Consider the following 17,393-nt stretch of genomic DNA (forward strand, 5'->3'; position numbering starts at 1 on the left):
TGACTAATTGGTAAGTTCTGCTACCATCATACCCACATAACTCGTTTCTATACGTTTTAAGCGCTTTTTTTTCGCAAATGGTGCAAAGTCGCGTTTATTTCCGCTCCTACAATGAGGATAATCCCGGTCAGAAAGAACCAAAACATAAGAATGATCACGCCTGCCAGCGGGCCGTATGTGCTTTCATAATTGGCGTAATGACTGACATATAGGGAGAAGAAAAAGGAAATTAACTGCCAACCGATTGTGGCGAAAATAGCCCCTGTTAGCCCGTCGCGAAAGCGCTGTTTCGTGTTAGGTGCAATCCAGTACAACGCCATTAGAGCGACAATCATGATTGCAAATGCTGCAACCCAGCGCAAATTGTCGAGTGCGGAAACGAGCTCGGTTGGAAGAAGCAAAAACGCCTCAAGAATGGTTAAAATTTGATTCCCAAATACGGGAAGAGCGAGTGTGATGATAATAAGCAACACCATACCAATTGTCAATCCAATCGCAATGCTGCGGAGCTTTAAAAAATGTCTCGTCTCTTCAATGTTGTAAGCGCGGTTTACTGAACGAATAAAAGCGTTGATCCCGTTTGAAGCCGACCAGAGCGTGCCTAAGATCCCAATTGACAGCAAGCCTGCTTGTGGTTCACCAATGGTATTTAGGACAATTCGGCTGAACGTGTCGCCAATTTCACCAGGAAAATAGGCATTAATTAAGTTTTGTACTTCATCATTGTTAATTTCAAAAAAGGATACGCCGGCGAGCACAAAAATCATGAGTGGAAAAATCGATAAAATAAAATAAAAAGCAAGCGTAGCCGCCAAGTCAGGAATAGGATCGCTTTTTATTTGGGCAATCAATTTCTTTGTAAACAAACGAGCAAAACGCAAGTCCATATTCTCCCTCCAGACATGAAACAACCCATTCATTTATACCCGATCTTCTAAAATCATAAACAAACACTTCGACAGGACGACTCATTATCCTATATACTAAAAGGAAATACAAAAGGAGTGGATACGATGCCTTCAGTAGAAAGTTTTGAACTTGACCATACGATTGTAAAGGCCCCGTATGTCCGCCATTGTGGGAAACACAAGATTGGCAGTGACGGCGAAGTGAATAAGTTTGACATTCGGTTTTGCCAGCCTAATAAAGAAGCGCTAAAACCTGGTGTGATTCATACGTTAGAACATTTGCTTGCTATTAACATTCGCCGCTTTTCAGAGGAATATGACCATTTTGATGTCATCGATATTTCCCCAATGGGCTGCCAAACCGGCTATTATTTAATTATGAGCGGAACCCCGTCTGTCGAAGAAATCATCGATGTGCTTGAAAAGACAATGACGTATTCGCTGTCGATTGAAACCGTTCCTGCGGCAACGGAAAAAGAATGTGGGCAAGCGGCATTGCATGATTTGGAAGGAACGAAAGAAGTCATGCGCAAATGGCTTACTGAGGATAAACGTTCGTTAAAGCAAGTATTTTAAAGTGTTAAAAGCTGCATATTGATGTGCGGCTTTTTTTTATAGACACAAGTAAGGCAGGCGTTTTTCCTTCATTTTTCATTAGACCAATTTAGCTGCTTGTGTGGTATCATTAGGAATACAAAAATGCTGCAAGAAAGAACAAACGATGGGGGGAGAGCGTCCATGTTAGACCAAAAAGCTTATGAAATTTTACAGATTATTGAAGCGAATGGACGTATGGAATCAAGCAAAATTGCAAAAATGGTTGATTTGACAAGCGAAGAAGTCGATCAATATGTAAAAGAGCTAGAAGATAAAAATGTCATCCTCAGCTATTCGGCAGTCGTTGACTGGACGAAATTGCCTGCCAAAGAAACGGTTACAGCGACAATTGATGTGAAAGTCGCTCCAAAAAGAGGCGTGGGCTTTGATGAAGTTGCCGAACGAATTTACCGTTTTCCAGAAGTGAAGGCACTCTATTTAATGTCTGGCGCCTATGACTTGTCCGTCGTGATCGAAGGCAAGACGATGCAAGAAACAGCCCGTTTTGTGTCAGAACGTCTATCGACGATTGATTCAGTCCTATCAACAACAACCCATTTTCAATTAAAAACATATAAGCATGATGGCGTGATTTTTAAAGAGCCAGAGTCTGATAAACGAATCGTGGTGAGCCCATAATGGAGAAAGTAGCGATGACTTCCTATTCCCGCTTATCAGACCGTGTTTCAGAAATCAAGCCTTCGGGCATCCGTCGCTTTTTCGATTTAGCTTCGCAAATGGAGAATGTGATTTCATTAGGTGTCGGTGAACCGGATTTTGTGACACCATGGAATATTAGAGAAGAAAGCATTTTCTCTCTTGAGCGAGGGTATACTGCTTATTCAGCGAATGCCGGTTTGATTGAATTGCGTGAGGCGATTTCGAATTACATGGAAGCAAGATTTGCCGTTTCATACAATCCAGAAACAGAAATTTTAGTGACAGTAGGAGCTAGCGAAGCAATTGATCTTGGCATGCGGGCGATTTTAAATGAAGGGGACGAAGTGATTATCGTTGAGCCGACTTTTGTTTCTTATGCCCCCCTTGTCACTATGGCAGGTGGCGTTCCTGTGCCGGTAGGGACGTCGGCTGAAACAAATTTTGAAGTGCGGCCTGCTGATATTGAAGCAGCTGTTACCGATAAAACAAAGGCAATTATGATTTGTTACCCAAATAACCCAACAGGATCCTCGATTAGCAAAAAGTGTCTAGAGGAAATTGCCGCCATCGTCCGCAAGCACAATCTGTTTGTTTTTTCTGATGAAATTTATGCCGAACTCGCCTACGACAAAGAGCATGTTTGCTTTGCTACCCTTCCTGGCATGAAAGAGCAAACGATTGTTATTAATGGGTTTTCGAAAGCATTTGCGATGACAGGCTGGCGTGTCGGTTTTGCGCTAGCACCTCCTGATCTCTTAGGAGCGATGTTGAAAATCCACCAATACAGCCTCATGTGTGCGCCAACAATGGCCCAATATGGAGCGCTTGAAGCGTTGCAACACGGAATGGATGATGTAGAACGGATGAAGCTGTCTTATCAACAAAGGCGCAACTTTTTTGTGAAAACGGCGAAAGAAATTGGTTTGCCGTGCCATCATCCAGACGGCGCCCTTTATGCATTTCCATCCATTGCCCATACAGGGTTTACGTCAGAAGAATTTGCGGAAGCCTTATTAAAGGAAGAACGTGTCGCTGTTGTGCCAGGTTCTGTGTTTGGTGAGGGCGGAGAAGGGCATATTCGTTGCTCTTATGCAACTTCGCTAACCCACTTAGAAGAAGCGCTTGAGCGGATTGGACGCTTTTTAAGAAGGCTCGAGTTGCGCTAAAAGAACAAAGATAAACGACCACAAATTGAAAGGATCGTATAGATCTAGCGTTGCTTTGCAAAATAAGGCTATGCTTGCTATGTGTGTTTGGAGGGAGACAAATTGGAACTGGTAAGGCAAAACAACCCGTTAATCCACTGTATGACAAACGACGTGGTGATGAATTTTACCGCCAATGGCTTGCTTGCTATTGGCGCTTCGCCAGTAATGGCCTTTTCCGCTGCAGAAACTGAAGACATGGCCTCTGTGGCAGATGCGCTTCTCCTTAATATAGGCACACCCTCAAACGAAGGTGTCGACTCAATGGTTTTAGCGGGAAAAGCGGCAAACAAAGCAGGCAAACCTGTCATTTTTGACCCTGTTGGAGTAGGGGCTACGCCATTTCGCAACGAAATATCAAAACGAATTTTAAACGAAGTCGATGTTGCCGTCGTTCGCGGAAATGCTGGGGAAATTGCTGCCCTCCTTGGAGAGGCAGGTACAGTTAAAGGTGTTGATGGCAAGATCAATGCTGATGTGAAAGAGCTATGCCTGGAGGCAGCAAAATCGCTTGAGACCGTTGTCGTTGTAACAGGAGAGGTTGACGCTGTTTCAAATGGCGAACAACTAGTAGCAGTTGCAAATGGTCACGAGTGGCTCACGAAAGTCGTTGGTACAGGCTGTTTGCTCGGAGGTGTGATTGCTGCTTATGCTGCTGTTCAGCCTAATAGCCTTGTCGACGCTGCGGTTGAAGCACTTGCCTTTTACGGTGTATGCGCAGAACAGGCGTATAAGCAAACAAAGACCGAAGGAATCGGCTCTTTCCAGCAAACATTTTTAAATGAGCTCGGCAATATGACGGACGAAAAAGCGGTGGCATTGAAACGAGTAGAACAGATTTGTTAGGAAAGAAGCCAGCTAAGGCGAATGAGGCTGGGTAGCCTGATCGCCTATGTAAAGGAGCAACCAATGATTAACCATTTTCAATCGGCCAATTGGCCTGACGCCATTGGCGCCAATTTGCTTACCAAAGGGATAGAAGAGCCAACCCCCATTCAAGCTGCGGTTATTCCAGCAGCTTTGGCTGGTGGGAATATAGTGGCTCGTTCTCAAACGGGAACAGGGAAAACACTCGCTTATCTCATACCACTGCTTGCTAAAATCGATGTTTCCAAGCAGGCGACACAAGCAGTGATTGTGGCTCCGTCACAAGAATTGGCGATGCAAATTGTCCAAGTTTTAAAAGAAACAACGGAACATACAACGATTACAAGCATGCCGTTCATCGGAGGCGCCAATATAAAACGACAAATAGAGAAATTAAAAAAAGGCAAGCCCCATATTGTAGTAGGCACGCCTGGTCGGCTGCTTGAACTTGTGCGTTTGAAAAAAATCAAATTGGCAACGGTCCACACATGTGTGATTGATGAAGTTGACCGGTTTGTAGAAGATGAGCAGTGGGCAGAAATGGAAGAGCTCGGCAAACGCATCGGCCGAGATGCTCAGTATTTGTTTGTATCAGCGACTGTCCCGGATAAGCTCGAAGAAAAATTAGCGCTATTTGCGCCAGCGATTAAACGAATTGAAGCGAAAGGTTCCCTTGTTCCTGCCAGTGTCGAGCACTTATGCTTGTGGGTGGAAGCAAGGAATCGCGTTGATGTAACGAGAAAACTGATTGCTGCCGAGAACATTGAAAAAGGGATTGTGTTTGTCAACCATTTGCAAAAATTAAATGAGACGGTGGAAAAACTGCGCTTCCGCAAAGTGAAGGCGGTGGCACTCTCTTCTGAAAGTGGAAAACAAGAGCGGGAAAAAGCGATTGCTTCGTTTTCTGCAAACGAAGCCCATATTTTGGTGGCAACGGATGTGGCTGCACGAGGCCTCGACCTTGAAGGGGTGACGCATATTATCCAGTTAGAAGCGCCGTCCGATCCAGACAGTTATTTACATCGTGCAGGCCGTACAGGAAGAATGCAGCGCAGCGGTAAAGTCGTAACACTTTTTGAACAGCGAGAACACTATAAAAAAGAAAAATACGAAAAGCAACTCGGCATCGACATAAAAGCGGCTGCACTTGTACGCGGGCGCTTGGTTTTAACCGATTAGAAGGAAAAGTTCGATCTTCCTTTACTAAAAGGAAGGTCCTGTGGTAAAATCAAAAGGTTAAAACATGTTTAGGAGTTGTGATTTATGGCGAATTATGAGGAAGGCAGCATTGTTGAAGGAAAAGTTACCGGTATAAAGCCGTTCGGAGCTTTTGTCGCAATTGACGAAAAAAAACAAGGGCTTGTACACATTTCTGAAGTAGCGCACGGTTATGTAAAAGACATTGCCGATGTATTGGCAGTAGGAGATGAGGTAAAAGTAAAAATTATGTCTGTAGACGAGGAATCTGGAAAGATTTCCTTGTCGATCCGCGCGACACAAGAAGCGCCTGCTCGCCCGCAAGGGAAACCACGTGCCGGCAAGGGGAAACCTCAAGGTGCCCAACAAAAACAACAAGGCTTCAATACCCTTGAAGACAAGCTTAAAGAGTGGTTAAAACAGTCCAATGAAATTCAAGCTGATTTGAACAAACGCGCGAAAAAATAATAAGGTAAAAGCAGCTAGACGGTCTAGCTGCTTTTTTCTTATCGTTGTGGCTCAACTTCGTGGTCACGCCCAAGTTCTTCTTTCGGCTTCATTAAGATTGAAATAGCATACAATCCGGATAAACCGATAAGAGCGTAAATGAGGCGGGAAATAATCGATGCCTGGCCGTTAAAGATAAAAGCGACAAGGTCAAAACGGAAAAAACCGATTAGACCCCAATTGATCGCGCCGATAATCGCAAGGACCAGCGCAGTTCTTTGAATACCGCTCATCTTTTTCACCTCCCGTTCTGTGCACACATCTGTGATGTGGCTACCTTTATGGTGTGGAATAGCCTTCCAGAATATACGCAGCGCTAGTTGGCAATAATCGGTTGGTTGCAGATAAGCAGTTGTTTTGCAATGGAGTATAAGAAAAGATAGGATTAAAAAGGGTGCTTTTTAAGCAAAGGAGGAAATGAGCAAATGGATGCTTTTACTTTTTACAATCCGACCAAATTAATTTTTGGCCAAGGAAAAACCGAACATTTGGCAGAAGAGCTTGTTGTTTATGACCGTAATGTCTTGCTTGTTTACGGAGGCGGGAGCATCAAAAAGAACGGCTTGTATGAAAAAGTTACGAAACAATTAGAACTTGCCGGATGTACGGTCACCGAATTGGCAGGCGTAGAGCCAAACCCACGGCTGACAACTGTACAGAAAGGAATCGATTTGTGCAAAGAAAAGCAAATTGGCTTTATTCTAGCGGTTGGCGGCGGCAGTGTAATTGATGCCACCAAAGCAATTGCGGTAGGCGCCCGTCATGATGGCGACATTTGGGATATTATCACTAAGAAAGAAACGCCTATGGATGCGTTGCCGTTTGGCACCATTTTGACGCTTGCAGCAACGGGATCCGAGATGAATTCCGGCTCAGTGATTACCAATTGGGAAACCCATCAAAAAAAGGGCTGGGGTAGCATTTTTAGCTTTCCTAACTTTTCCATTCTCGACCCAATTAACACACTTTCGGTTCCAAAAGATCAAACCGTTTATGGCATTGTTGACATGATGAGCCATGTCCTAGAAGCCTATTTCCATCCAGCGGAGAATACGCCATTGCAAGACCGGATTTGCGAATCGATTTTGCATACAGTGATCGAAGCAGCTCTCCCGTTATTAGATGATCTCGAAAATGTAGAGTTGCGGGAAACGATTCTATATAGCGGAACAATGGCTTTAAATGGAATAACGCAAATGGGCGCACGAGGTGATTGGGGCACACATAACCTCGAACACGCGGTTTCTGCTGTTTTTGATATTCCACACGCTGGCGGGCTTGCGATTTTGTTTCCTCATTGGCTCCGCCACAGCGTCGATGTCAACCCAGAACGAAGTGCGATGCTTGCTGTAAACGTGTTTGGCGTTGATTCGACAGGCAGAGACAAACGTGATGTCGCTCTTGAGGGGATTGACAAGTTAGCTGCTTTTTGGAAACGTTTAGGGGCTCCAAGCCGTTTGGCTGATTATGGCATTGATGAAAGCAAACTGGAGCAAATTGCGGACATTGCTTGTGAGCACGGGATTTATGGCAATTACCATAAACTCGGAAAGCCTGAAACGCTTGAAATTTTAAAGGCGGCACTTTAAGTCAGTGGCCATATTTTTTCATTCTTCAACGAGCTTTTTCCGTGTATAATGTACGGGAAGGAGAGTGAAAAAAGTGGCCAAGAAACGAGTAGGCATTATTTTTGGAGGGAAATCGGCTGAGCATGAAGTTTCATTGCAATCAGCAAAAAATATTGTTGAGGCGATTGATAAAGATCGTTTTGACGTGACATTGATTGGCATTGATAAACAAGGCCAGTGGCATATAAATGAAGCGTCTAATTTTTTACTTAATGCAGACAATCCAGCTTTAATTGAGCTAAATAAATCGAATCAAGGCGTGGCCCTTATCCCTGGGAAGGAAGACAGGCAACTGGTAGGTACGTCAAACCAGTCGGTTCTTGACCAGCTTGATGTGGTATTTCCGATTGTACATGGTACCCTTGGAGAAGATGGGTCGCTGCAAGGGATGTTTCGTCTTGCCAATTTGCCGTTTGTCGGGTCAAATGTGCTTGGCTCGGCAGTCAGCATGGATAAAGACATTGCGAAGCGGCTTCTCCAAGGGGCTGGCCTCCATGTTGCAAGTGGGATGACGTTTACCCGTACTGCTAAGAAAACGATTGATTTTGAGAGCATTGCTGAACAATTGGGGCTGCCTCTATTTATAAAGCCTGCCAACCAAGGTTCTTCTGTCGGCGTCAACAAAGCAACGACTGAAGCGGAATTTATGGCTGCTATTGAGGAAGCATTCTCGTATGATCATAAAGTGCTTGTTGAAGCAGCCATTAAAGGGCGCGAAATTGAATGTGCCGTTCTCGGAAATGACTACCCGAAAGCGAGTACTTGCGGGGAAATTTTGCCGCAAGACGGGTTTTATTCGTATGATGCGAAGTACATTGATGAAGACGGCGCCAAATTGGCGATTCCTGCAGATTTGCCGGAAGAAGTCAATCGCCGTATCCAAGACATTGCCATTCAAGCTTACAAAACATTGAATTGCGAGGGCTTGGCTCGTGTTGATGTGTTTTTGACTGAAGCAGGCGAAGTGATCATTAATGAAGTGAATACATTGCCTGGCTTTACGAAAATTAGCATGTACCCGAAATTATGGGAAGCAAGTGGCGTTTCTTATCAAGACTTGATTACGACATTAATTGAGCTTGCGATTGAGCGCCATGAACGTGACAAACAGTTGAAAAGCTCGGTTTTTGACCGCAATTGACTTGTGTTTTTAGCCTCCGTTCGGTACATTTAAAAGGTACCGAACTCAAGGGAGGCTATTTTTTATGGCACATATTCAATTTGACTACAGCAAAGCTCTTTCCTTTTTCGGAGAGCATGAAGTTGCCTATATGGGAGAGGCAGTACGCGCTGCACATAAAGCGCTTCATGAAAAGACAGGCCAAGGAAATGACTTTTTAGGATGGATCGATTTGCCTGTCGATTACGATAAAGAAGAATTTGCCCGCATTCAAAAAGCGGCAGAAAAAATTCGCCAAGATTCCGATGTGTTGCTCGTTGTCGGCATTGGTGGTTCTTACTTAGGGGCACGCGCTGCGATTGAAGCGTTGAACCATTCTTTTTTTAACCAGCTTCCGAAAGAAAAGCGCAACGCACCGCAAGTCATTTTTGTTGGCCAAAACATTAGCTCAACGTATTTGAGCGATGTGCTTGATCTTCTAGATGGTAAGGATGTATCAGTCAACGTTATCTCTAAATCAGGAACGACAACAGAACCAGCGATTGCTTTCCGTGTTTTCCGCGACTATCTTGAAAAAAAATATGGAAAGGAAGAGGCGCGCAAACGCATTTACGCAACGACTGACAAAGAGCGCGGGGCCCTCAAAACATTGGCGAATGAAGAGGGATACGAATCTTTCGTTATTCCAGACGATGTTGGCGGTCGCTTTTCTGTATTGACAGCTGTAGGTCTCTTGCCAATTGCTGTAAGTGGCTTAGCGATTGAAGATATGATGAAGGGTGCGGCTGATGCAAGAGAAGCTTTTTCAACAGGTGAATTAACCGAAAATGCGGCTTATCAATACGCAGCCATTCGCAATATCCTTTACAATAAAGGCAAAACGATTGAATTGTTGGTGAACTATGAACCGCACCTCCATTATGTGTCTGAATGGTGGAAACAATTATTTGGCGAAAGCGAAGGGAAAGACCAAAAAGGGATTTACCCAGCATCAGTCGACTTTTCAACCGACCTTCATTCAATGGGCCAATATGTACAAGATGGGCGCCGTGATTTATTTGAAACCGTTCTTCATGTAGAGACGGTTGACAAGCATATTACGATTGAAGAAGCAGAAAGCGATCTTGATGGTTTAAACTATTTAGCAGGAAAAACAATGGATTTTGTCAATAAACAAGCGTTTAAAGGGACGATGCTTGCTCATACTGACGGGAATGTGCCAAACCTTGTCGTTTCCATTCCAAAATTGGATGAATACTCATTTGGTTATCTCGTTTACTTTTTCGAAAAAGCGGTTGCTATGAGCGGTTACTTGCTAGGCGTGAATCCATTTGACCAACCAGGCGTTGAAGCCTATAAGAAAAACATGTTTGCTTTGCTCGGAAAGCCAGGCTTCGAGGAAGAGAAAAACAAACTTGAAAGTCGCTTAACGGACAACTAAACATTGTGTAAATTGGCCAACGCAGTCCATTGGGCTGCGTTGTTTTTATGTCTTGCCGGTGTATAAGTTCGAGGCTCCTTTCCCACACTAATGGCGATGGAAAAACGAAGGGAGCGATTTGTTTGATCGCACTTGAATCAACAATCGAAGGCAAACAATTTAAAGCAAAAGAATTGCAAAGTGTATTGGAATCACTAGGCTACACACTCGGTGGCAATTGGGACTATGATCATGGCTATTACGATTACAAAATTTCGGCGGACAATGGATATACGTTTTTGCGTATTCCCGTTCAGGCAGTGGAAGGGGAGCTAGGCTCAAAAAACGCCGTCATCCAAGTTGGAACGTTGTACTTGCTAAACCATGTTTATCAACAAGACAATGATGAAGAGTCGTTAAGCGGTGTTGTGCCGGCGGTAGCCGAGGGGCTTGTAAACCAGTTTCAAGCACCTGTTGACAAGGACGGGGAGGTTTTCGACAAATACCGCTCGTTAGCGGACAACTTAGTAGCAGAGCTTGAGCAAACGCTTGCCTGATAATCATTGCTACATGGGAGAAAAGTTGCTAAAGTAATAGCGGGAGGGGGAGTGAAAATGGGTGAATCGATCATTATTGCTTTAGCTATTTTTTGCGGTTGGTTAATACTCGATTTTATAAAGGCGAAACGAATCACAAAGGAAGCTGCTATCCAATCTGCAGTCGTCGGTTTACTCGGCGGGTTGGTCTGGTTTATTATCGGTTTGTTTTTGCCTTCTTGATACTAGTAAATTTGTAAACGCGAGGCTGCGATTTTTTGTTTTTTTGTATTGCAAACAGCGGTGAGCTATGTTATATTATTGCAGTAACGTTATTGGACATACATAACCGTGTGGGGCCTTAGCTCAGCTGGGAGAGCGCAACGCTGGCAGCGTTGAGGTCAGGGGTTCGAGCCCCCTAGGCTCCATTAAATAAGATAAGAAAGGAAGTTGATTCAGACGATCAGCTTCCTTTTTTATTTTAAATTAGGTATCTGTTACTAAAGGATTTTCGCGCATACGAGATTAATGATTTATCTCATTGATCAAGCGTAAGCTCCGAGTTCTTTAATTGTATTTTTCCGGCTATTGTCGTCTTTGAGAAAGTTAAATGAAGAATGGGACATCCTCCTGGTTTTAACCTAACATACGTTACCTAAAGATCGAGTTTATATCTTAAACATTTGAGAGAGAACACGATCGAACATCCGATCGGATAAAATTTTTCGCAACATTAAAACTGGTATGGCATTGCCTGCCACGTATCTAGTTTTTGGTTTTTGGGATCGGATTGCCTTTAAAACCAATTGGGCAATCCGAGCAGGAGGATAAACTGCACCTGGTTTTTTTAACGTATTTATAAAAGCATCGGCCATTTTACTGTATGCTGTATTCCCTGATATTTTCCGAACGTGTTCAAATACAACCTCTGCCCATTCACTTTCGGTAGCCCCCGGCTCGATGATAATGACATCAATTCCGAATGGCTTGACTTCCACGCGCAGGCAATCAGAGAATCCTTCCAGCGCATGTTTTGCAGCATGATACCAAGCACCTAGGAGTGTATAAACTTTTCCGCCTGCAGACGAAGTATTCACGATCTTTCCTGATTGTTGTGTTCTCATATAGGGGAGAACCAATTGGGTCAGACGGCTTAATCCAAAAAGGTTGACTTCAAATTGACGTCTTGCTTCCTCCATTGGTACATCTTCGACCGCTCCATAAGCACCGTAACCCGCATTATTGAATAGCACGTCGATTCTGCCCTGTTCTTGTATGATTCGGTTAACGCCATTTCTCATGGACCGATCATCCGTTACATCCATTGCGAGAATATGTGCGCCTTTCGATTCAATATCCCTCATCTGATCGATGCGTCTGGCCGCTCCATATACAATGTATCCTTCTTTCAAAAGCAACTCTACAGTAGCTTTACCGATTCCTGCCGATGCCCCTGTGATCAAAACAACTTTTCTCATATGCATTGTTTACTCCTCCTGGCTTCCAAGCCACATAATTGACGTGACGTCACGTTACTTTAAACTGATTATAGATTGTAATTTATGGTTTCGCAAGTTCTTTGTGTTATAATTTTTTTCGAAAGGAGAGACATGAAAGATGGAATTCGATCGAGTCAGGAATGAAGAACAACGAAAGATTCGAGTAGAGCAAATTAAAAATGCGGCGATTAAGCTCTTTGATACATTGCAATTTCATGAAATTGACCTTGCTAAAATTGCCAACGAAACGACATTTACACGTGGAAATTTATATAAATATATCTCTTCAAAAGAAGAAATTTATCTTTTGGTCGCTTTGGATGAAATCAAAGACTGGGTTAGCGACATTAAGAAGACTTTTGTAACTGAAATGACTCACGATATACACAATTTTGCACGACAATGGGCTCAAGTATTAGATCGTCATCCACGGTTTTTAAAGCTTGTTTCCATGCTTTTCACAATGATTGAGAGAAATGTTTCACTGGAAAGGCTTGTAGATTTTAAAAAGCAATATCTTACCGCAATGACCGAGGTGAATGACGTCGTGAGGGTTGTGTTCCCAGCTTGGGACGATAAAACTGTCAATAAATTCCTTCAGCTTCAATCCCATTATGTGATCGGATTATTTCCTTATACATCACCTGCACCGATTCAAAAACAAGCCATGGAGCAATCTGGTATGAGTTACAAACCGATTCATTTTATTGATGACTTTTCCGAGTTCGTTGCTTATACGACAGATTATTTAAATAGTACGTTGAAAACAAGCAACTAAGTCACATGCTTGGTATATTCCGAAACCATTGGTGGTACGAAATCAGATAACTCTCCTATAATTCAAGTGCTGAGCGGAATATGCATCACTTCCTTTGGAGCGTCGTTTTTTGCTTTAGGCTTCATGCGAACAAGACTGAACTAGCCAATCCCGCAGAACATTAGCGTGGTTATGAACGGGATCTTTTGCGGCATATACAAGAGTAACGGGTTTCTGTACCGCCATCTCCCATATTCGAACCGCTCGTTCGTAGCGAATGGGGTCCTGCGCCAATTCTAACTCGTATTTCTTGGCGAATGATGCAAATCGCTCCGGCCGGTGGCTGAACCATATACGCAATTCGGGACTTGGCGCAATTTCCTTCATCCATTCATCAATGGCAGCTCGCTCTTTTGACACGCCACGGGGCCAGAGCCGGTCGACGAGAATTCGCACGCCATCTTCAGGAGAGGGCGTTTCGTAAATTCGTTTGACATCTATGGTAATCCGGTTCTCTTCGTTGTTTTGCTTTTCGGGACGATCGAACATTACAAAAGCCATCCTCCTTTTATTAGTTGTGTGCCTTGCATTGGAGATGGTTCACCATTTATCTTCGCTCTGGAAAGGTAAGGAGAAACAAGCCAGTTGAGAACATATCAACTGGCTTGTTTTTGATGAACATCGTGTGTTTTAGTTAATGTTGGCAATTGCTTCTGTGAGAGGCGGGACGACTTGTTTTTTCCGGGAAACAACGCCTTTGAGAATAGCCGTATGGTTTGTTAACGTTGTTTGGAAGGCTAGTTCAAATGCAGCTGTTTTGTCGCCGAGAACGAGGGCGACTGAATCATTTTCGAGGATGTCTGTAATAATAAAGACAAATAAGTCAAGCCCATTGTCATTGATTTTGGCGGTAATCACTTTTTCGAGTTCGCTTTGGCGAGCGAGCACGTCATTTGTATCAACAGTATTCACTTGGGCAATTTCAACTGTGGCAGCGCCCATTGCAAACGCTTTGGCATCCATTGTCAACAGCTCATCAGCCGTCTTATCAGAAATGTCAGCGCCTGCTTTTAGCATGTTTAATCCGTATTCTTCGGCATTGACGCCAGCAATTTCCGCTAATTCTTTGGCTGCTAGCTTGTCCTCTTCTGTGCATGTTGGCGACTTGAACAAAAGCGAATCAGAAATAATTGCAGAAAGCATCAAGCCTGCAATTGGTTTAGGAATGTCAAGGCCGTGTTCTTTGTAGAGCTTTTTAATAATCGTCGCCGTGCAGCCGACAGGTTCAGCACGATAATAAACGGGGTCAGCTGTTTCAAAGTTGGCAATGCGGTGATGGTCGATCACTTCTACAACTTGCACGTCGTCAATGTCGCTGACGCTTTGTTGGCGTTCATTGTGGTCAACAAGAATGACTCGGTCTGTTTCGTCTGCTGCCTTTTCGATGAAGCGTGGCGTGCTTACGCCGAATGCTTCAAGTGCATACAATGTCTCCCCATTCGGTTCACCTAGTCGTACGGCTTCTGTGTCGACACCAAGCTGACCTTTAAAATCGGCGTAAGCGATAGCTGAGCAAATCGTATCCGTGTCAGGATTTTTGTGGCCAAAAATAAGTGTTTTAGGCATCTGATAAAACTCCTTTTACATAGTATGTTCAACATTACTATAGTATCATCTTCGCTAGAAGACTTGAAGCATTTGTCGGTCGATTCGGTGAATCCTCCTTTAAACTCCTTTAAATAGGTAGTAAGCGATTTCATACTTTCCATTGGCCCGGAAAAAGCGTATAATAAAAAATGTGTGTGCGGAAACTGGACAGGCTGTAGCGTTTTTTCGGAAATTGGTCACAACTTCTTGACAGGACTTCGACAGTTTGTTTAAGTAGCTGCGCAATAAGCTGTCTATGCTAAAATAATAAAATAGGAATAATAGTGGTTATATTAAACAGTTTAATGAGACAGGAGGAAGAGGGGGTTTATGAGAACGGAAAAAATAGATAAGAGCATACACAATGCCTCTCTTGCTACGCCTAAACAAGCTTTTTCGCAAGTCCTCTCAGAAACATTAAAAACAGGGATCATTAAATCCAATCTGCTTGCGATGGCGGCGGGATTGAGCCTTGCTCTTTACGTTACGGGCATTCCTATTGGCGAAAAGCTTCCAGAAATTCTTTTTGCTATTTTTGGCTCAGCCTTTGTCATTGGGGCAGCAGGTGCCTTTAACAACATTTACGACCGTGACATTGACGCCATTATGGACCGGACGAAAAATCGGCCGACTGTAACAGGCAGAATGCAGCCTGCCAATGCGTTAGTGCTTGGCATATCTTTATCATTGCTTGGGTTGTTGCTTCTCGGAGTCGCTTCGCCACGTGCAGCGTTGTTTGGTTTCCTTGGCCTCTTTTTATATGTTGTGCCCTATACAATGTGGTCGAAACGGCGTACGATTTATAATACCGAAATTGGCAGTGTTGGCGGTGCAGTCCCACCCCTTATTGGCTGGGCCGCGATTTCAGGAGACTTGGTTCACCCGGCGATTATTGGCTTGTTTGTCGTTATGGTCCTTTGGCAAATGCCGCATTTTTATGCGATCGCCATTCGCCGCTATGACGAATACAAAGCGGCTAAAGTACCAATGTTGCCGGTCGTCAAAGGGTTCAAGCGGACGTTTATCCAAACGAATGTTTATTTGTTTGTCCTGGCTGCATCCAGCTTTTTCTTTGTTTCGTTAAGTTGGTTCATCACCATTGTCGCTCTTGTGTTGTCATTGATTTGGCTGACGTTGAGCTTAGCTGGTTATAAACGAATGGAGCCTAAAAAATGGGCGACCCTTATGTTTGTTTTTTCACTTAACTATCTTACGATTCTTTTTACGGTGATTATTGGTTTTTCACTGCTTTCTCCCTTGTTTTAACAAAGTGGTGTCTTGCCTAGGCAAGGCGCCATTTTTTTAGGGTTTAGCTTTTGGTTAGAAAGGGGATGTTTCAATGGAGAACAATTGGCTGTTAATTGCGGTTCCAACGCTAATCGCGGTTGCTATGGGAAGCGCAGCGCTCGTGATCCGCATGAAAGCATCGAAACGCCCTACTTCGGTGAAGCGGATTATGGTGCCGCCGCTAGCGATGTCAACTGGCTTCTTGATGTTTTTATATGAGCCAACAAGGCCTTCAGCCTTCCATGTTGGCGAAGCGCTTATTGTCGGTGCGCTTTTTTCGATCGTCCTCATTTGCACATCAAAATTTGAAGTGCGGGATGGTGCTATTTATTTAAAACGTTCGAAAGCGTTTGCTTATCTCTTAATCGGCTTGCTTGTGATAAGAGTGGCATTTCGAATCGTAATGGGGCAAGAGTTAAATCCTGAGGAACTGTCAGGGATGTTCTTTTTGCTTGCCTATGGAATGTTGTTGCCTTGGCGGGTGGCAATGCTCGTTCGTTATCTAAAACTCAAGCGTGATAGCGACAAGTTGGCCACTTAAAAGCCGTGACAGGCTATGGATAGCGTTTGAAAAACAGACACGCTATACTGGAATGGAAAGACAATCGTAAAGGAGGATATTCAATGAATTCTGGCGGGTTTATTCAAGATAACTTTTCCATTTTTCAAGCTTCCCATGAAGGTTCATGGGCGATTCTAGCAATTTTGTTTTTAGTTGCTTATTTTCTATTCCGCGGAGGTAAAAGCAAGGCTGGAACGATTATACATATGATTGCCCGGCTATTCTTTGTTATCATGCTCGTAACAGGCGCAAGCATGCTGATTGCCTACCAATTTGCTTATTTTTTCTTTATCAAAGGCCTCCTCGCCGTATTGCTTATCGGTTTTATGGAAGCAGCGCTTGGAAAAGCGAAACGGAATGAAAACAGCCTAGGCATGCTGTTTGCTGTCCTTGTGGTGCTTGTTGTCATCGTGCTGATGGGATATGGGATCATCCGCTTTTAAAACAAAGCATGCCATGGCATGCTTTGTTTTAGTTTAAGAACACGTTGCGGTAATGGAGGAGTGTGCGGTAATGCATGCCTTCATGGAAGGCGACGAAACTGAAAAGTTCATCTACTGTTTGAAACGATTGACCGTGTAAAGTAAAAGGAGCCGTTTTTTCGGTTCCTCCCGTTTCGGCGGCTAACTTCTCGGCTGCTTGTTTTTGTTTCGCTGCTGCTTCTTGAAGCGTTTCAATAGAGGGAACTTTGTCGGTCCATTGCAAAGGGCTCGATCCTTTAGCAAAAGGGTGGTAATACTCCTTTGGAACCGTTTTTTCAAAAGCTGGCGCATGCCCAAGAACATGGTCTGCGATGATCAAGATGTGCCCGTAATTCCAATGGACAGAGTTTTTGAAACCGGCGGGAATAATGTCGTGTTTTTCTGCAGGAATGGTCTGTATGACCTGTTCATTGGCCATGCGGGCAAAAGAAAAGGCGACGTGGGTCATCGTTTTTGCTCCCTTCGGTATGATGGTTAAAGTATAACGAAAACAGCTAAAGATTGCATTGATTTT

The 17,393-nt window shown here is 43.8% G+C and carries 21 protein-coding genes and 1 tRNA gene; 16 read left to right on the forward strand and 6 right to left on the reverse strand.

What is annotated here, in order from left to right; genetic code table 11:
* Nucleotides 1–56: 56 nt before the first annotated feature.
* The gene (locus N6H06_RS20670) at nt 57–887 is read right to left on the reverse strand and encodes a YihY/virulence factor BrkB family protein (RefSeq protein WP_062749856.1); all 831 of its coding nucleotides are present in this window, start codon (nt 885–887) and stop codon (nt 57–59) included.
* 126 nt (nt 888–1,013) lie between these two features.
* Between N6H06_RS20670 and N6H06_RS20675 the strand changes: the two genes are divergently transcribed.
* From N6H06_RS20675 to yugI, 6 genes are all read left to right on the forward strand, one after another.
* Nucleotides 1,014–1,484, forward strand: a complete 471-nt coding sequence (locus N6H06_RS20675) for an S-ribosylhomocysteine lyase (protein WP_212954093.1) — start codon at nt 1,014–1,016, stop codon at nt 1,482–1,484.
* Between the two features lie 162 nt (nt 1,485–1,646).
* Complete coding sequence (locus tag N6H06_RS20680) at nt 1,647–2,144, forward strand: Lrp/AsnC family transcriptional regulator (RefSeq protein WP_062749854.1); 498 nt, start codon at nt 1,647–1,649, stop codon at nt 2,142–2,144.
* Nucleotides 2,144–3,331, forward strand: coding sequence for an aminotransferase (locus N6H06_RS20685; RefSeq protein ID WP_404830371.1), 1,188 nt, complete (start codon nt 2,144–2,146; stop codon nt 3,329–3,331). Before N6H06_RS20680 ends, N6H06_RS20685 begins: the two co-directional genes overlap by 1 nt.
* A 102-nt stretch (nt 3,332–3,433) precedes the next feature.
* Complete coding sequence (gene thiM, locus N6H06_RS20690; RefSeq protein WP_263707849.1) at nt 3,434–4,216, forward strand: hydroxyethylthiazole kinase; 783 nt, start codon at nt 3,434–3,436, stop codon at nt 4,214–4,216.
* 63 nt (nt 4,217–4,279) lie between these two features.
* Nucleotides 4,280–5,416, forward strand: a complete 1,137-nt coding sequence (locus N6H06_RS20695; protein ID WP_263707850.1) for a DEAD/DEAH box helicase — start codon at nt 4,280–4,282, stop codon at nt 5,414–5,416.
* 84 nt (nt 5,417–5,500) lie between these two features.
* Nucleotides 5,501–5,902, forward strand: coding sequence for a S1 domain-containing post-transcriptional regulator GSP13 (gene yugI / locus N6H06_RS20700; protein WP_011247752.1), 402 nt, complete (start codon nt 5,501–5,503; stop codon nt 5,900–5,902).
* A gap of 38 nt (nt 5,903–5,940) precedes the next feature.
* On the opposite strand, the gene N6H06_RS20705 is transcribed toward yugI, so the two are convergent.
* Complete coding sequence (locus tag N6H06_RS20705) at nt 5,941–6,174, reverse strand: DUF378 domain-containing protein (RefSeq protein WP_011247751.1); 234 nt, start codon at nt 6,172–6,174, stop codon at nt 5,941–5,943.
* 192 nt (nt 6,175–6,366) lie between these two features.
* Between N6H06_RS20705 and N6H06_RS20710 the strand changes: the two genes are divergently transcribed.
* The 6 genes from N6H06_RS20710 (at nt 6,367) to N6H06_RS20735 (ending at nt 11,073) form a co-directional block, all read left to right on the forward strand.
* Nucleotides 6,367–7,530, forward strand: a complete 1,164-nt coding sequence (locus tag N6H06_RS20710) for an iron-containing alcohol dehydrogenase (RefSeq protein WP_062749851.1) — start codon at nt 6,367–6,369, stop codon at nt 7,528–7,530.
* Between the two features lie 73 nt (nt 7,531–7,603).
* Complete coding sequence (gene ddlA / locus N6H06_RS20715; protein WP_062749850.1) at nt 7,604–8,710, forward strand: D-alanine--D-alanine ligase; 1,107 nt, start codon at nt 7,604–7,606, stop codon at nt 8,708–8,710.
* A 64-nt stretch (nt 8,711–8,774) separates the two neighbouring features.
* Nucleotides 8,775–10,130: a glucose-6-phosphate isomerase gene (locus N6H06_RS20720; RefSeq protein ID WP_263707851.1), complete on the forward strand. Its 1,356-nt coding sequence runs from the start codon at nt 8,775–8,777 to the stop codon at nt 10,128–10,130.
* Nucleotides 10,131–10,252: 122 nt separating this feature from the next.
* Complete coding sequence (locus tag N6H06_RS20725) at nt 10,253–10,666, forward strand: YugN-like family protein (RefSeq protein WP_062749848.1); 414 nt, start codon at nt 10,253–10,255, stop codon at nt 10,664–10,666.
* Nucleotides 10,667–10,723: 57 nt separating this feature from the next.
* A complete protein-coding gene (locus N6H06_RS20730) occupies nt 10,724–10,888 on the forward strand; it encodes a hypothetical protein (protein WP_213028963.1) in 165 nt (54 codons plus the stop codon).
* Nucleotides 10,889–11,000: 112 nt separating this feature from the next.
* Nucleotides 11,001–11,073, forward strand: a tRNA-Ala gene (locus N6H06_RS20735).
* 240 nt (nt 11,074–11,313) lie between these two features.
* Here N6H06_RS20735 and N6H06_RS20740 read toward each other — a convergent pair.
* Complete coding sequence (locus tag N6H06_RS20740) at nt 11,314–12,129, reverse strand: oxidoreductase (RefSeq protein ID WP_263707852.1); 816 nt, start codon at nt 12,127–12,129, stop codon at nt 11,314–11,316.
* Nucleotides 12,130–12,262: 133 nt separating this feature from the next.
* Between N6H06_RS20740 and N6H06_RS20745 the strand changes: the two genes are divergently transcribed.
* Nucleotides 12,263–12,922, forward strand: a complete 660-nt coding sequence (locus tag N6H06_RS20745) for a TetR/AcrR family transcriptional regulator (protein ID WP_062749846.1) — start codon at nt 12,263–12,265, stop codon at nt 12,920–12,922.
* Between the two features lie 114 nt (nt 12,923–13,036).
* Here the strand turns inward: N6H06_RS20745 and N6H06_RS20750 are convergent, their stop codons facing one another.
* Together N6H06_RS20750 and N6H06_RS20755 are read right to left on the reverse strand one after the other, a co-directional pair.
* A complete protein-coding gene (locus N6H06_RS20750) occupies nt 13,037–13,462 on the reverse strand; it encodes a DUF488 domain-containing protein (protein ID WP_238583357.1) in 426 nt (141 codons plus the stop codon).
* Nucleotides 13,463–13,591: 129 nt separating this feature from the next.
* Nucleotides 13,592–14,527 (reverse strand): manganese-dependent inorganic pyrophosphatase, encoded by a 936-nt coding sequence (locus tag N6H06_RS20755; RefSeq protein ID WP_263707853.1) that lies wholly within the window; start codon nt 14,525–14,527, stop codon nt 13,592–13,594.
* Between the two features lie 351 nt (nt 14,528–14,878).
* Between N6H06_RS20755 and cyoE the strand changes: the two genes are divergently transcribed.
* From cyoE to N6H06_RS20770, 3 genes are all read left to right on the forward strand, one after another.
* Nucleotides 14,879–15,814 (forward strand): heme o synthase, encoded by a 936-nt coding sequence (cyoE, locus tag N6H06_RS20760; protein ID WP_062749843.1) that lies wholly within the window; start codon nt 14,879–14,881, stop codon nt 15,812–15,814.
* A 73-nt stretch (nt 15,815–15,887) separates the two neighbouring features.
* The gene (locus tag N6H06_RS20765; protein WP_062749842.1) at nt 15,888–16,376 is read left to right on the forward strand and encodes a CcdC family protein; all 489 of its coding nucleotides are present in this window, start codon (nt 15,888–15,890) and stop codon (nt 16,374–16,376) included.
* An 83-nt stretch (nt 16,377–16,459) separates the two neighbouring features.
* A complete protein-coding gene (locus N6H06_RS20770; protein WP_062749841.1) occupies nt 16,460–16,840 on the forward strand; it encodes a YisL family protein in 381 nt (126 codons plus the stop codon).
* Nucleotides 16,841–16,868: 28 nt separating this feature from the next.
* Here the strand turns inward: N6H06_RS20770 and N6H06_RS20775 are convergent, their stop codons facing one another.
* The gene (locus N6H06_RS20775) at nt 16,869–17,327 is read right to left on the reverse strand and encodes a DinB family protein (RefSeq protein WP_062749840.1); all 459 of its coding nucleotides are present in this window, start codon (nt 17,325–17,327) and stop codon (nt 16,869–16,871) included.
* Nucleotides 17,328–17,393 lie beyond the last annotated feature (66 nt).

It is taken from the genome of Shouchella tritolerans, from assembly GCF_025770735.1.
Lineage (GTDB): Bacteria > Bacillota > Bacilli > Bacillales > Bacillaceae_D > Shouchella > Shouchella tritolerans.